The organism is Streptomyces sp. NPDC003943 (genome assembly GCF_053605265.1).
In genome coordinates, this window is record NZ_JBSGIW010000041.1 from 49,274 (window position 1) to 62,762 (window position 13,489).

The 13,489-nt window shown below is 71.6% G+C and carries 10 protein-coding genes; 7 read left to right on the forward strand and 3 right to left on the reverse strand.

Annotated features, from left to right (window positions below; all coding sequences use genetic code 11):
• Positions 1-3: 3 nt before the first annotated feature.
• Complete coding sequence (locus tag ACWEV0_RS18710; RefSeq protein WP_453150396.1) at positions 4-1,086, reverse strand: NADH-quinone oxidoreductase subunit B family protein; 1,083 nt, start codon at positions 1,084-1,086, stop codon at positions 4-6.
• A gap of 54 nt (positions 1,087-1,140) precedes the next feature.
• Positions 1,141-2,841: an enoyl-CoA hydratase-related protein gene (locus tag ACWEV0_RS18715; protein ID WP_453150397.1), complete on the reverse strand. Its 1,701-nt coding sequence runs from the start codon at positions 2,839-2,841 to the stop codon at positions 1,141-1,143.
• Between the two features lie 242 nt (positions 2,842-3,083).
• Here ACWEV0_RS18715 and ACWEV0_RS18720 point away from each other — a divergent pair, with 242 nt between their 5' ends.
• The 3 genes from ACWEV0_RS18720 to ACWEV0_RS18730 all read left to right on the forward strand — a co-directional run bounded on the left by ACWEV0_RS18720 (position 3,084) and on the right by ACWEV0_RS18730 (position 7,495).
• The gene (locus tag ACWEV0_RS18720; RefSeq protein WP_453150398.1) at positions 3,084-5,546 is read left to right on the forward strand and encodes a penicillin acylase family protein; all 2,463 of its coding nucleotides are present in this window, start codon (positions 3,084-3,086) and stop codon (positions 5,544-5,546) included.
• A 164-nt stretch (positions 5,547-5,710) separates the two neighbouring features.
• Positions 5,711-6,754 (forward strand): alpha/beta hydrolase, encoded by a 1,044-nt coding sequence (locus tag ACWEV0_RS18725; protein ID WP_453150408.1) that lies wholly within the window; start codon positions 5,711-5,713, stop codon positions 6,752-6,754.
• Between the two features lie 75 nt (positions 6,755-6,829).
• Positions 6,830-7,495, forward strand: coding sequence for a cutinase family protein (locus ACWEV0_RS18730; protein WP_453150399.1), 666 nt, complete (start codon positions 6,830-6,832; stop codon positions 7,493-7,495).
• A 90-nt stretch (positions 7,496-7,585) separates the two neighbouring features.
• Here ACWEV0_RS18730 and ACWEV0_RS18735 read toward each other — a convergent pair whose 3' ends face one another.
• Entirely contained in the window at positions 7,586-8,644 is a 1,059-nt protein-coding gene (locus tag ACWEV0_RS18735; protein WP_453150400.1) for a BTAD domain-containing putative transcriptional regulator, read from the reverse strand.
• Between the two features lie 496 nt (positions 8,645-9,140).
• Here ACWEV0_RS18735 and ACWEV0_RS18740 point away from each other — a divergent pair, with 496 nt between their 5' ends.
• The 4 genes from ACWEV0_RS18740 to ACWEV0_RS18755 form a co-directional block, all read left to right on the forward strand.
• Positions 9,141-9,956, forward strand: a complete 816-nt coding sequence (locus tag ACWEV0_RS18740) for a serine/threonine protein kinase (protein WP_453150401.1) — start codon at positions 9,141-9,143, stop codon at positions 9,954-9,956.
• Positions 9,953-11,389 (forward strand): serine/threonine-protein kinase, encoded by a 1,437-nt coding sequence (locus ACWEV0_RS18745; protein ID WP_453150402.1) that lies wholly within the window; start codon positions 9,953-9,955, stop codon positions 11,387-11,389. Before ACWEV0_RS18740 ends, ACWEV0_RS18745 begins: the two co-directional genes overlap by 4 nt.
• A gap of 243 nt (positions 11,390-11,632) precedes the next feature.
• Positions 11,633-12,607 (forward strand): LGFP repeat-containing protein, encoded by a 975-nt coding sequence (locus ACWEV0_RS18750; RefSeq protein ID WP_453150403.1) that lies wholly within the window; start codon positions 11,633-11,635, stop codon positions 12,605-12,607.
• 13 nt (positions 12,608-12,620) lie between these two features.
• Positions 12,621-13,489 (forward strand): NlpC/P60 family protein (locus ACWEV0_RS18755; protein WP_453150404.1); only part of this gene is annotated, 869 nt, incomplete at its 3' end.

Genomic DNA, 13,489 nt, shown 5'->3' on the forward strand with positions numbered 1-13,489 from the left:
CCGTCACCAAGGCGGCCGGTATCCGGTGGTGATCCGGTCGCCGGTGTGCCGCCACTTCGGCTCCTTGTCCACGGTCCTGGCCGTGATGTCCCGCAGCCGGCGGATCACGGAGCCGTACACGCCGCTCGCGGTGCTGGACACCTTGGCTCCGGGTGGTTCGTCCATGAACGGCATGAACTTGTCCGGGAAGCCTGGCATCGTGCAGGCGATGCAGATGCCGCCGACGTTCGGGCATCCGCCGATGCCGTTCATCCAGCCGCGCTTGGGGACGTTGCACTTCACGACCGGTCCCCAACAGCCCAGTTTGACCAGGCACTCGGGCGAGTCGTACGCGGTGGCGAACTGGCCCTGCTCGTAGTAGCCCGCGCGGTCGCAGCCCTCGTGCACCGTCGCCCCGAACAGCCAGGTCGGGCGGAGCCGGTCGTCGAGCGGAATCATCGGCGCGGAGCCGGCGGCCTGGTAGAGCAGGTACGTCAGGGTCTCCGCGAAGTTGTCCGGCTGGATGGGGCATCCGGGCACGCACACGATGGGGATGCCGGCCTTCGACTTCCAGTCCCACCCGAGGTAGTCCGGCACGCCCATCGCGCCGGTCGGGTTGCCGGCCATGGCGTGGATGCCGCCGTACGTGGCGCAGGTGCCGATCGCGACCACCGCGAGCGCCTTGGGGGCCAGGCGGTCGATCCACTCGCTCGTGGTGATGGGCTGGCCGGTCTCGGGGTTGTCGCCGAAGCCGCACCAGTACCCCTCCGGTTTGATGTCCTCGTTGGGGACCGAGCCCTCGACCACCAGCACGAACGGGTCGATCTCTCCGCGTTCGCCCTTGAAGAACCACTCGATGAACGTGTCGGCGCCGCCCACCGGACCGCACTCGAAGTCGATCAACGGCCAGTGGACCGCGATCTTCGGCAGTCCGGGCAGCCCCGCCAGGGCGATCTCCTCGATGCTGGGCTGCATGGCCGCGGTCAGCGCCACCGAGTCGCCGTCGCAGCTCAGACCCGCGTTGATCCAGAGGATGTGGATCGGCTTCTCGTCACTGCCGGCAGCGGCGCCCTGATCGTCGACCTGGGCCTGCGTGCTTGCGTTCATGGGTCGCCTCCTGCGGAGGGTGGGACAGGGGCCGTCTCAGGGCCCGCGTACGTGTCAACGGTCGGCCGGACCGGCCGCGCCCGCATCCCAGGCGTCAGGCGATCCCGCGGCCCGGCCCTCCTTACGGGCGAACGCCCGGCGCAGGGAGTGGTAGGGCGCGGTGGGATCGTCGAAGATCACCCGCATGCGGCTGAGCTCCTGCTCCCGGTGGGCTGCGAGGGGTGTGATCGACTCCCTGGCCTCGTACTCCGCCTTCTTCGCCGCCACTCGGGAGGCGACGGCGGGATGCGATGCCAGCCGGGCGGCCAAGCGGGTGACCTCGGCGGAGAAATCCGCCGGCCCGCACTCGACGACCCGGTCGACGAGCCCCGTGCTGCGGGCGGCCGCGGCGGAGACGGGCCTGGCGGCCTGGGTGAGGCGCTCCGCCAGGGCCGGGCCCACCCTGCGGGGCAGGGTGTGGGTCCAGTACTCCGACCCGTACAGGCCCATGCGCCGGTAGTGGGGGTTGAGGACGGAGCCCGACCGGCACCAGACCTCGTCGGCGGCCAGGGCCAGCATCACGCCGCCCGCGGCGGCGTTGCCGCCGATCGCGCTGACGACGAGCCGGTCGGTGGTGGTGAGCACCGCCTCGACCAGGTCGTTCATGGCGTTGATGTTGGCCCAGGACTCGGCGGCCGGGTCGGCGGCGGCCTCGATCACGTTGAGGTGGATGCCGTTCGAGAAGAAGTCGCGCTGTCCGCCGAGCACGAGGACGGAGGTGGGACGCCGGCAGGCGGTCTCGTAGGCCCGCAGCAGGCGGCGGCAGTGGTCGGTGCTCATCGCTCCGCCGGGGAAGGCGAAGGACAGCACACCGACGGGGCCCTGCTCCCGGTACCGGATGTCGGACCAGGTCCGGCCCGCCTCCGCGTCGACCGGCGCGGGCAGTTCGGGGAGGTCCGGCAGCCGTCCCGCGAGGCCGAGGGCCAGGGTGGCGGGCAGCTTGCAGGCCCGCTCCTCACCCCGCCCGGTACGGGCGCGCAGCTCCGGGATCCACACGGCGCCGTCGCCCGTGGCGCGGCAGACCGCGCCGGCCCGGGTCGCCAGCAGCTCACCGGGCTCACCGCGCAGGCCGTCCTCCGCGTGGCCGCCGTGCAGGAACCAATCGGCCCCGAGCAGCTCGTCCAGGACGCCCGGCTGTGAGTCGGCGGCGCGCAGGGTGCGCAGGACCGTCTCGGTGGCCTCGTCCCAGGAGATCCGGCGCTGCTCCTGACGGAAGTGGGGCCGGACCCGGACCTGCCCCGTCTGCGGGTGCGGTGCGGCTCCGGCGGCGACCCGCTCGACGGCGAGGTGCACGGCGGTCATGGCGGCGTCGGACAGCTCGTTCCGGTACAGGTCGCTCTTGGCCACCGCCGGGAGAGGGAAGGTCACCGTCGCCCAGACGTCGCCCGCGTCCATCTCCTCATCGGCCTGAAGGACGGTCACGCCCCATTCGGCGGCGCCCTCGTGGATCGCCCAGTCCAGCGAGGACGGCCCGCGATCGCCGACCGGCCCCGGGTGCACGATCAGACAGAGCCGGCTCTCCCAGACGTCCCGGGGCACGACCGCCTTCAGCATGGGGGCGACGACCAGCTCGGGCGCGTGCCGCCCGACCGCGTCCCGCACCGCCGCCGAGTCGGGCGTGACCTCCACGGAAACGGCGTGCCCGCGGTCCTGCAGCTCGGCCCGAGCCCGCTGGGTGAGGCTGTTGTAGCTGCTGGCGATGAGCAGAACGCGCATGGCAGCCCTTCCGGATCGTCGTGGAGGCCCGCGCCGGAGCGGCGGTTCGGTACGCGGCCCCAGCGATCGTCGGCTCACCCCGCGCGGGGATCGGGGCGACGCATCCCTCGCCTCACTCGATCGAGACCCGTTTCCCACCACTTGGCGGCAGCCGGCCGGGTGGCGGCATCATCGGGATTTCATCGCTCCTCCTTAGCGTGACCGGGTTCGGACAACGGCTGGACCAAGGGGAGGACGAATCGATGGCGCGCTGGAGATTCGGAGCGAGGCTGCCGGTGGCGGCCATGGCCGCGGTGGCGGTGATCAGCACGGTGACGGCCGCCGGACCACGGGCCGCCGGGGCTGCGGCGGAAGGGCAGGGGCCGGACCGGCCGACGATCCGCTACACCGAGTACGGCATACCGCACATCATCGCCTCGGACTGGGAAGGGCTGGGCACGGGCTACGGGTACGCGGCGGCCAAGGACAACATCTGCACCCTGGCCCAGACGTATCTGATGGTCAACGCCCAGCTGTCCCGGTATCTGGGACCCGACGGCAGGGCGAGCCCCGGCGAGCACCAGAACACCACGACCAACCTCAACAGCGACATCTACTTCCAGCGGATCAACGACAACCGGGTCGTGGAACGGCTGCTCGGCCAGCCCGCGCCCAACGGGCCTGAGCCGGAGGTCAAGGAGGCCATTCGCGGCTACGTCCAGGGGTACAACAGGTATCTGGCCGAGACGGGCGTCGGCAACATCACCGACCCGGCCTGCCGCGGCGCGGCCTGGGTGCGGCCGATCACCGAGCTGGATGTCTACCGGCACGCGCACGCCGAGATCATCATGGGCACCGCCGACGCGCTCCTGGACGGTGAGGTGAACGCCGTGCCGCCAGGGGCGCCGGCCTCCGCAAAGGCGCCGGCGGCCTCGCCCGAGCAGACCGCGAGGAGGATCCGTGACGCGATGGCCGCCGGCCGCAAAACGAGCATGGGCAGCAACGCACTGGCGGTCGGTTCGCAGGGCGTGGCCGAGGGCACCAGCATGATGCTGGCCAACCCGCACTTCCCGTGGCAGGGCAAGAACCGGATGTGGCAGAGCCAGCTGACGATCCCCGGGAGGATCAACGTCACCGGGGCCAGTCTGCTCGGCTTCCCCGCCGTCAACATCGGCCACAACGACAACGTCGCCTGGAGCCACACGGTCGCCACGGTCGCCCCGTTCGGACTGTTCGACGTGCAGGTGGATCCGCTCGACCCCACCAGCTATCTGGTGGACGGCGCCTGGCAGAAGATGACCTCGCAGCAGGTCAGCGTCGACGTGCTCAGCAAGGACGGCTCCATCGGCAAGGTCACCAGGACGCTGTGGGCCACCCGCTACGGCCCGGTCACCACGTCGGTCCAGGGCATCCCGCTGCCCTGGGTGGTCAGCGCGCACGCGGTCCGCGACGTGAACATGGACAACCTGCGGGCGCTGAACACCTGGTTCCACCTCGACCAGGCCACGGACGTCCACGACGTGGTGAACACCCTGGAGACCACCGAGGGCGTGCCCTTCTTCAACACCGTCGCCTCCGACCGCAAGGGCAACGCCCTGTACGCGGACATCCAGGCCACGCCGAACATCACCGACGAGCACGCCCAGTCGTGCCTCACCGCGACCGGCCAGCTCCTGTTCAACCAGTCGCTGCGGCTGCCGAACGTACCGCCGGTCTCCATCTTCGACGGCAAGCGCAGCGAGTGCGACTGGCCGAACGACCCGAACGCGGTCGCCCCGGGCCTGCTCGACCCGCACAAGCAGCCGCGCCTGATCCGGTCCGACTACGCGGGCAACGCCAACGACAGCGCCTGGCTGCCCAACCCCGAGCAGCCGCTGACCTTCCCCAGGGTGATGGGTGACATGGCGGCGCCCCGTTCGCTGCGCACCCAGGAACTGCTCCTGACCGCGCAGAACCGGATCGACGGCACCGACGGCCTGCCGGGCCGGGGCTTCACGCCGGCGAACATGCGGCAGCTGCTGTTCGCCGACAACAGCAGGGCGGCCGACCTGGCGCTGGACGCCGCGGTGACGGCATGCCAGAACACCCTGTTCGGGCTGGTCGTGGTGGACGGCAACCTGGTCAACATCAGTGAGGCGTGCCCGATCCTGGCCGGTTGGAAGAGCCACAAGTACACGTCGGACAGCCGGGGCTCCTTGCTGTTCGAGAACTTCTGGGCCTACCTGCAGAACGGGCAGGCGATCGAGAAGCTGCCGTGGCGGATCGGTTTCGACGCCAAGGATCCGTTGCACACGCCCAATTCGCTGGACTCCGGCAACTCCGCCGTCCGCGACTCGCTCGCCCGGGCGGTCCTCGCGCTGCGCAACGCGGGCGTCGCGCTGGACGCACCTCTGTCGAGCATCCAGAACGTCACCCGCAACGGTGAGAAGATCCCGATCCACGGCTCGATCCACGAGCTGGGCGTGCTGAACGTGGTCACCCCCGCCATGGTCGACGGCAAGGTGGACATCGTCTTCGGGTCCAGTTTCATCCAGCAGGTGCGGTTCACCGCCGACGGGCCGCCCGAGGCGTACTCGTTGCTGGCCTACTCCCAGTCGGCCAACCCGAACTCGCCGCACTACGCCGATCAGACCAGGCTGTTCTCGGCGGGCCAGTGGGTGGCCGAGCGGTACACCGAGGAGCAGATCGCGGCCTCACCGGTGCTGGAGGTCAAGGTCCTGTCCTGAGCGGGTGCGTCGGGGACACCGGCAGGGGTCCCCGGCGCACCCGGCCATGGCTTCATCGGCATTTCATCGCCGCCTCATAGGTTTCGTTCCAGGCAACGACAAGGCTCAGAAGGGGGAACTCCGTGACGAAGACGTCGAGTCGGTGGCGCGTCCTGCCGGCCCTGATGGTCGCCCTCGTGGGATTCGCCGTGCCCGCCGGCGTGGCCCGGGCCGCCGACGGTGGCGGCGCGCCGCCACCGCTGGCGGACGGCTTCGGCCTGACCCAGGTCGACACGGCGCAGGGCACCGCGACCAACTTCTCCATCACCGTGACCACGCCCGAGGTCACGGGCAGGCACCACATAAAGATCATTCTGCCGAGCGGCTACTACGACGACCCGGCAAGGCGTTACCCGGTGCTGTACTTCCTGCACGGTTCGCCCGACGACCCGATCCAGCAGAACTATCCGGCGCTGACCACGTCGAACCAGATGATCACCGTCATCCCGGACGGCGGGGCCCGGGGCTGGTACGCCAACTGGCTCAACCAGAACACCGCGATCGGCGCCCAGAACTGGGAGAACTTCCACCTCAAGCAGGTCATCCCGTTCATCGACGCGAACCTGCGGACCGTCGCCACCAAGAAGGCCCGGGCCGTCGCCGGTGTCTCCATGGGCGGGTTCGGCGCGTTCCACTACGCCCAGGACCGCCCCGACCTGTTCAGCCAGACCGCGTCCCTGTCGGGCGACATCGACCTGTCGGCCGACTCCATGGACCTGCGGCTGGCCGCCGTCGCCACCGTCATCGACGCGCAGGGCGCGATGTGCGCCTCCTCGTCCGGTGTCTGCGACCCGAACGACGACCCGTACAAGCCCGGTGTGGACAGCGACGCCCTGTTCGGCTCGCCCTACCCCGTGTTCAACGTCGACTGGCGGTGGAACGAGGTCGACCCCTCACAGCACATGGACAAGCTCAAGGCCGGCGGGGTCGGGGTCTCCATCTACGTGGGCAACGGGCGTGGCGACGTCACCGACCTGGAGTTCTGGGTCGAAGGCGCGTCGAAGCACGTCAAGGACCGCATGGACGCCCTGGGCATGTCGTACCACTACGTCGACTACGGCGACGGCGCCGCCTGGGGCACCAACTGCAACGGCGGCCACAACGGCTGGTGCTGGGAGCGGGACCTCCAGGACCTCGTCCCCAGGCTGGAGCGGTCCTTCAGCTCCTGACCGTACGGAGCCTCCGGGACGGACCCGACCATCCGTCCCCACCACGACCATTCGCACGATTCGAGGAGCAGCACCATGCGCGCGAGCAGGATCACAACCGCGTTGGCCGGTCTCATGCTGGCCGTGGGGGTGTCGGCGGCACAGGCGCCGACGGCCACGGCACAGGCGGCGGCCTCCTGCGACGGCACGTACACGATCGTCGTCGGCGGCACGGGAAGCACATGGGACAACGACGGCTTCCGGGGCAACATCCAGCAGCACGTCGGCTATCCCACCCAGATCCCCAACGGCGCGAGCACCCGGGCGGGCGTCGACGAGCTGAACCGGCTCGTCCGCAACCAGCGTGCCGCCTGTCCCGGCCAGCACGTGAAGATCGGCGGTTACTCCCTGGGCGCCGGGGTGGTGCACGTCTGGGTCACCGAGAACTGGCAGACCTTCGGCAACGTCAACGCGATCCTCATCGCGGACCCCAAGCGCCAGGGCCCGCCCGGAGCCAACGGCGGAGCCGTGCCCTTCGGCGGCTTCGTCGGCGCCCCGCTGGCCGGCGCCGACAGGTTCTTCGGAAACATCCCCGTCAAGACGATCTGCAACTGGGACTACGTCTGTGACGAGTCCGCCGGCATCTGGACGTACCCGGGCAACCACATGCACAACTACGACGTGGACTTCGACATGGACCACCACAACGACAGCGCCAACGAGGAGTGGTACAACGGCGCCTGGAATCCCGCGTCCTGGTAGCCCATGGCCCGACGTCCCCGCGCGCCCGCTGACCGCCCCGGTCCCGGGCCCGCGGTGACCCCCGGTCACACGTGCACGGTGACCGTCCGGTCAGCTGGTGGTTCCGGTGAGGCCCAGGCCGGCTTCGTCGCCGCGCAGGATCATCTCGTACGTCGTGCGCAGCATCCGGCTCGGCGGCACCCCCAGGTCATCGGCCAGCCGGCGACGGGCGCGGTCGAACACGGACAGCGCGTCGGCCTGCCGGCCGCCGCGGTAGAGCGCGCGCATCAGCGTCGCCGCGACCGGCTCGTGCAGCGGATGCGCCGCCGACAGGGCGTACAGCTCGGCAGTCGCCTCGGAGAGCCGGCCGAGCCGCATCTGCAGTGCCGACTTCCGCCGCACGAGGGAGATCCTGCGTTCGGTGAGCCGCAGCCGTTCCAGCTCGGCGAGCGGCCCCGGCAGGCCCGCCAGGGGCTCCCCGCGAAACAGGTCCAGGGCCTGGGAGCACAGCCGGACCGCCTCGGCCGGTTCGCCTGCCCGGGCGGCCGACCCGGCCTCGGTGACCAGTCGCTCCATGAAGGCCGCGTCCACGTCGGCCGCGCCGGGAACCAGCCGGTAGCCGCACCGGCCGTGCTCGATCAGCGCGTCCGGGCCGTCCCCGGCGCGCAGTGCCTTGCGCAGTCGGTACACGTACACCGGCACCACGTTCGTGACGGGATGGTCCATCCCCCACACCCCGTCGAGCAGTTCCTGCCGGCTGACGGGCCGCCCCGCACGCAAGGCCAGCGTCGCCAGTACGGCCTGCTGCCGCAGATGCCCCAGACTCAGGGGCCGCCCGTCCTCCCATGCCCGGAGCGGCCCGAGGACGGAGATCCGCACCCTCGGTCCGGCCGTCCGGCCCGCGTCCGTCCGCGGCCCGGCCGTGCGGGGGCCGTGTCCGGGCACGACCAGACCGCAGTCGAAGGCGTGCACGATGGCAGCGGCCCGGTCGCGCAGACCGAGTGCCGCGAGTATCCGTGCGACGTGCCCGGCCACGGTGTCCTCGGGAAGGCCGAGGACGGCGGCGATCTCGTCGTCCCGCAGCCCGCAGCCGATCGAGTGGAGCACCTCGCGCTCCCGCTGTCCGAGCACGGTGTCCATGGGCCGGCCGATGGTCGCGGTCGTCGGCATCACTGCTCCCCGGGCTCCGGTCCCGTCGGTCTGGCGGGCACGGCCGAGAAGGTAGCGGCAACGTTTCCGGGCAGGGCATCCGGAACGATCCGGGGTGACACACGGCGTCTCGACCGGCAGGGGCCCGGCCCTCCGGCCGACGGCGGAGTACGCGACGGGGAAGCCCGGCCGCGTCGGCCTCGCGTTCGCCCTCGGCGCCGGCGCGGCACGCCGACTGGCCGGAAGTTGACGCTCCCTCAACTCCGCCCGCGCCCGGCGCCCCACGCGGCACGAGAACCCGTTCCACCTCGCGGAACCGTGACCCATGTGGCCCCCGGAGGCCCGCTCGGGGCCCGTAAATCCGTCGGCGCCGCCCTCTCGCCTTTGTGACGGGAAACCTGATGGACCTCCCTGGTCCGGCCACGCCATCCTTCACATGTGCCGCGCCCACCAGGGAGGTTCTTCCGTGTGTGGCGGAGGGGCCGGGCGTGGACGGGGTGCCGAGGCAGTAGGGGTCATGAGCGGGATAGTCATTCATCTGCCGCGAGGCGGCTGCGGCCCGCATACGGAGCCGGGGGCGGACCCCGTGACGCTGCGGCTCGGCCCCGGCGAGGTGGCCCGCTTCGGACGGGGGTCCGCGACGACTCCGGTGGAGCTGCGCCTCGAGGACGCGGCGATCTCCCGCCTCGCCGGGGAGATCCGGGTGACGGACGATCACTGGCAGCTCAGCAACCACAGCGCCACGCAGACCTATCTGGTGGAGAACCCCGAGGGCGCCGGAGAGTACCTGAGGGTTCCGCCACGGCGGGCCGGCGCACCCATCCCGTTCGAGTTCGCCCGTGTCGTGCTGCCGACGCGCGGCGGGGCCACGGCCGCCTTCCAGGTGTTCGCACCCGACCACGTCTACCTCGACCCGGACCGCGCGGGCGGCTCGTGGGGCAGCCACACCCTCATGGCGTACTCGCTGGACGAGACGGCGATCTACTTCCTCGTACTGGTCGCGCTCTGCGAACCCCGCCTGCGTGACGAGTCGCCGCTCGCCGTGCCGACCACTCCTCAGATCGTCGAACGCCTGGCGGGCCACCCCGGCTGCGTCGGCCTCACGTCACGGGCGGTCAGCTCACACATCGACTACCTCGCCGAGGAGAAGATGCGGCTCAGCACCCCGGCCGAGCGGCAGGAGCCGAGCCGGAGCGCCCGCCGCAACGGCAAGCGCGAGGCGGTCGTCTCCGTGGCGCTGCGGTTCGGCCTCGTGCGCGAGGAGCACCTCGCCCTCCTGCCGCGCCGGGGCGCCGCCGGGGCCCGGGAGCCAGAGCGGGCAACGGGGCGATGAACCCGGGTGGTGGGACGGTGCGCGGCACGGCCGACGCCCCGCGCCGCGGCGACCGCGCCGACGTGCTCCCGCGCGGCCACCGCGTCGGGCGCTGGGAGGTCATGGAGCCGATCGGCGCCGGCGGCTGGGCGACCGTCCACGCGGGCCTGGACGCCGAGTACGACGGTGACCCTTCGGCGGGTCCGCGCGAGGTGGCCCTGAAGTTCCTGCCGACGGCCGGACTCGCGCCCCGCCAGGCGCGGAAGGTCGCCGACGCGGCCCGGCGCGAGGTCGAACTCGCCCGCAGCGCCCCTCACCCACGGCTGATCCGCCTGCTCGACTCCGTCGTGCTCAGCGAGCCGGACCGTCCGTCCCTGGACGGTGCGATCGTCCTGGTCATGGAGCGTGCCCGGGGCAGCCTGCGGGACGCGCTCGGCACCGGAGTGACCGAGGCCGAGGCCGGCCGGCTGTTCGCCGGGATCTGCGAAGGGCTGGCCCATCTGCACCGCAGCGGCTGGGTGCACGGCGACCTCAAGCCGGACAACGTCCTGCTCATGCCCGACCGTTCGGTGAGACTCTCCGACTTCGGGCTCGCCGCCGAGCTGACCGGCGCCGACGGCACCCACGGCTACGCGCCGCCCATGGGCACCATGGACTACCTCCCGCCGGAGCGCTGGAAGGCCCCGCTCGGCGAGCACGGCGTACGGATACGGCCCACCGGCGACATCTGGGCCCTCGGTGTCATGATCCACGAGGTGTTCGCCGGCGGCGCCTCCCCGTTCCCGGGCGCCACGCCCGTCTCCCGGGGCGCGGCGGCACAGGAGTACGCGGACGGGCGCGCCCCGCTGCGCATGGACGACGCGGTGCCGCCGTTCTGGCGTGCCCTGGCCGCCGACTGTCTGGCCCCCAGCCATGCCGCGCGCGCCGAGCACACGGCGGAGCGCCTGCTCGCCCGCATCACCGCCCACCTGGCGGCGGGAGCACCGGCCGGGCCGCCCCGGCGCCGCAGGCGGAGCCGTGCCGCGCTCGTCGCGCTCAAGGCGGGTGCGGCCGCCGCGGTGCTCTGGTCGGCGGCGGCCGACCAGGGGGCGGCGGCCCTGCCGGACGGCGTCGATCCCGTCGCCCACGTCCGGGTGTTCAACGCGGACCTGCCGTGCAGGCTGCGGCCCACCCGGGACTCCGAATGCAGCCTCGGCCTGGCGATCGACCCCATGCGGGCCTACACGGCGGACAACGTGGTGCCGAAGCGGGTGTGGCACGGCGATCTCCTCGACGCCGACTGCGAGTTGGCGCACGGGAAGCCCATCGTCGACGAGGCCGACGCCGTCTCCACCCGGTGGTTCCGCGTCCGTCTCGCCCCGCACGCCACTCCGCCCGTCGCCTGGCTGCCCGCCGTCCGCACCCGGGACCACCCCGCGCTCCCCGCCTGCCCCGCTCCCTCCCGTCACCCGTAGGGATCACTCCTCGATCACCTGCATGCTCCCCGCCGCCCTGCGGCGCTGTCACTCCGGAGCGTTCCGGGTGCCGCGTCCGGCGCGCCGCTGGCTAGCTTGCCTGCCCGGTGCCGAGGCATCCCGCCCGGCACGTCAACTTGGCTCGCCACCGGGCGACTTGCCGAGCAGAGGAGCAGGAACGTGTCTGGTACAGCCCCACGTCGTACGGGCCGCGGAAGACGCGGCGCAGCGGTTCTGCTGATCATGACGGCCCTGTCGCTGCCGAGCGGCCCGGCCTGGGCCCAGGGCCCGAGCCCCGTACCCGGCCCGCTGGCGCATCTCGCGCCGGCCGACGAGTACTGCGACATCCCGCCGGACCGGGACATCGCGGTGACGCGCAAGGTGTACGAGGTCGGACAGCGCCGGGGCGTCTCCGACAAGGTGATGCTGGCCGGCTTCGAGACCGGCTGGATCGAGTCCCGTATGAACAACCTGGCCTGCGGGGACCGGGATTCGCTGGGCGTGTTCCAGCAGCGGCCCTCGCAGGGCTGGTGCGAGCCCGCGCAGTGCCTCGACGTCGACTACGCCGCGAACAGGTTCTTCGAAGTGGCCCAGCAGATGGAGCCCGACTGGGAGGGCAGCACCGCCGGCGAACTGGCCCAGGCCGTGCAGCGTTCCGCCTACGGCTGGAAGTACGACACGGCCGAGGACAAGGCCCGCGCGATGCGGGACGAGGCGTTCCAGCCGTACGGCACGATCGGCGCGAAGTACGCGGCACTGGGCGGCGGCGGGGGCCCCCTCGGCGCTCCGGTGCGCGCCGAGGAGGACGCGTCCCTGGGCGGCCGCTTCCAGCTGTTCCAGAACGGCATCGTGATCTGGCATCCGGACGTGGCGTACGCGGTCTACGGCGACATCCTGCAGCGCTTCTGGGCGACGGACGCCGAACGCCGCTGGGGCTTCCCCACCATGGACGAAGCCGACGCCGCCACCGCCCCCGATGGCACCCGAGGCCGCTACCAGTTCTTCGAACACGCCCTCTTCCTCTGGTCCCCCAAGACCGGCACCCACATCCTCCACGACGCCATCTACGACGCCTTCCACGCCGCAGGACACGAAGCCGCACTCGGCTACCCCACCACCGACGAGGTCACCGAACCCGGCGGCGTCAAACAGACCTTCCAGAACGCCACCATCCACTGGAGCGCCGCCGACAACCACACCTGGATCACCACCAACTGACGTGGAGGCAGTGATGAGATCACGGAATCTCCAGCGCGCCCTGGGGACGTTGGCTCTGCTGCTTGCGGCGCTCGCCGCGACGCTGACCACGGCGCCCGCCGCGAGCGCCTCAGTGCCGGACGGCACGATCGGGCGCGGCGAGGTGATGGACCGGTCGTGGTCGTGGGTGGCCGAGCAGGTGCCGTACAGCTGGGACGGCTGCCACGACAACCAGTACGGCTGCTACCGCCCCGACTGCTCCGGCTTCGTGTCGATGGCATGGAACCTCAGCAGGTCGCTGACCACCTGGGACCTGTGGAACGTCACCTACGACATCTCCGCGAGCGACCTCCAGCCCGGTGACGCCCTGCTCCTGGACGTCGACGGCGGCACGCACCACGTGGCACTGTTCGTGCGGTGGGCCGATCCGGCGCACACCCAGCCGGTGGTGCGCGAGGAGTACGACTTCGGGCACGTGGCCGAGGAGCGCGTGTGGGGCAACGGGCTGCGCGGATTCTCGCCGCGCCGCTACAACCAGCTCGACGACAGGATCCCGTACGGCACGATCGCGGTGAAGTACGACAGCATGGGCGGCCCGAACGGTGTGCTGGGCGCGCCGGCCACCGGTGAGCGCGACTCCGCGCTGGGCGGTCGCTTCCAGGTCTTCCAGAACGGCATGATCATCTGGCATCCGGACGTGGCGTACGCGGTCTACGGCGACATCCTGCAGCGCTTCTGGGCGACGGACGCCGAACGCCGCTGGGGCTTCCCCACCATGGACGAAGCCGACGCCGCCACCGCCCCCGACGGCACCCGAGGCCGCTACCAGTTCTTCGAACACGCCCTCTTCCTCTGGTCCCCCAAGACCGGCACCCACATCCTCCACGACGCCATCTACGACGC

What these genes read in the sequence shown, in the direction of transcription:
- ACWEV0_RS18740 (WP_453150401.1), top strand. Translation starts at nt 9,141, where the DNA reads ATGAGCGGGATAGTCATTCATCTGCCGCGAGGCGGCTGCGGCCCGCAT.
- ACWEV0_RS18750 (WP_453150403.1), top strand. Translation starts at nt 11,633, where the DNA reads ATGACGGCCCTGTCGCTGCCGAGCGGCCCGGCCTGGGCCCAGGGCCCG.
- ACWEV0_RS18710 (WP_453150396.1), bottom strand. Translation starts at nt 1,086, where the DNA reads ATGAACGCAAGCACGCAGGCCCAGGTCGACGATCAGGGCGCCGCTGCC.
- ACWEV0_RS18725 (WP_453150408.1), top strand. Translation starts at nt 5,711, where the DNA reads ATGGTCGCCCTCGTGGGATTCGCCGTGCCCGCCGGCGTGGCCCGGGCC.
- ACWEV0_RS18730 (WP_453150399.1), top strand. Translation starts at nt 6,830, where the DNA reads ATGCGCGCGAGCAGGATCACAACCGCGTTGGCCGGTCTCATGCTGGCC.
- ACWEV0_RS18745 (WP_453150402.1), top strand. Translation starts at nt 9,953, where the DNA reads ATGAACCCGGGTGGTGGGACGGTGCGCGGCACGGCCGACGCCCCGCGC.
- ACWEV0_RS18720 (WP_453150398.1), top strand. Translation starts at nt 3,084, where the DNA reads ATGGCGCGCTGGAGATTCGGAGCGAGGCTGCCGGTGGCGGCCATGGCC.
- ACWEV0_RS18715 (WP_453150397.1), bottom strand. Translation starts at nt 2,841, where the DNA reads ATGCGCGTTCTGCTCATCGCCAGCAGCTACAACAGCCTCACCCAGCGG.
- ACWEV0_RS18735 (WP_453150400.1), bottom strand. Translation starts at nt 8,644, where the DNA reads ATGCCGACGACCGCGACCATCGGCCGGCCCATGGACACCGTGCTCGGA.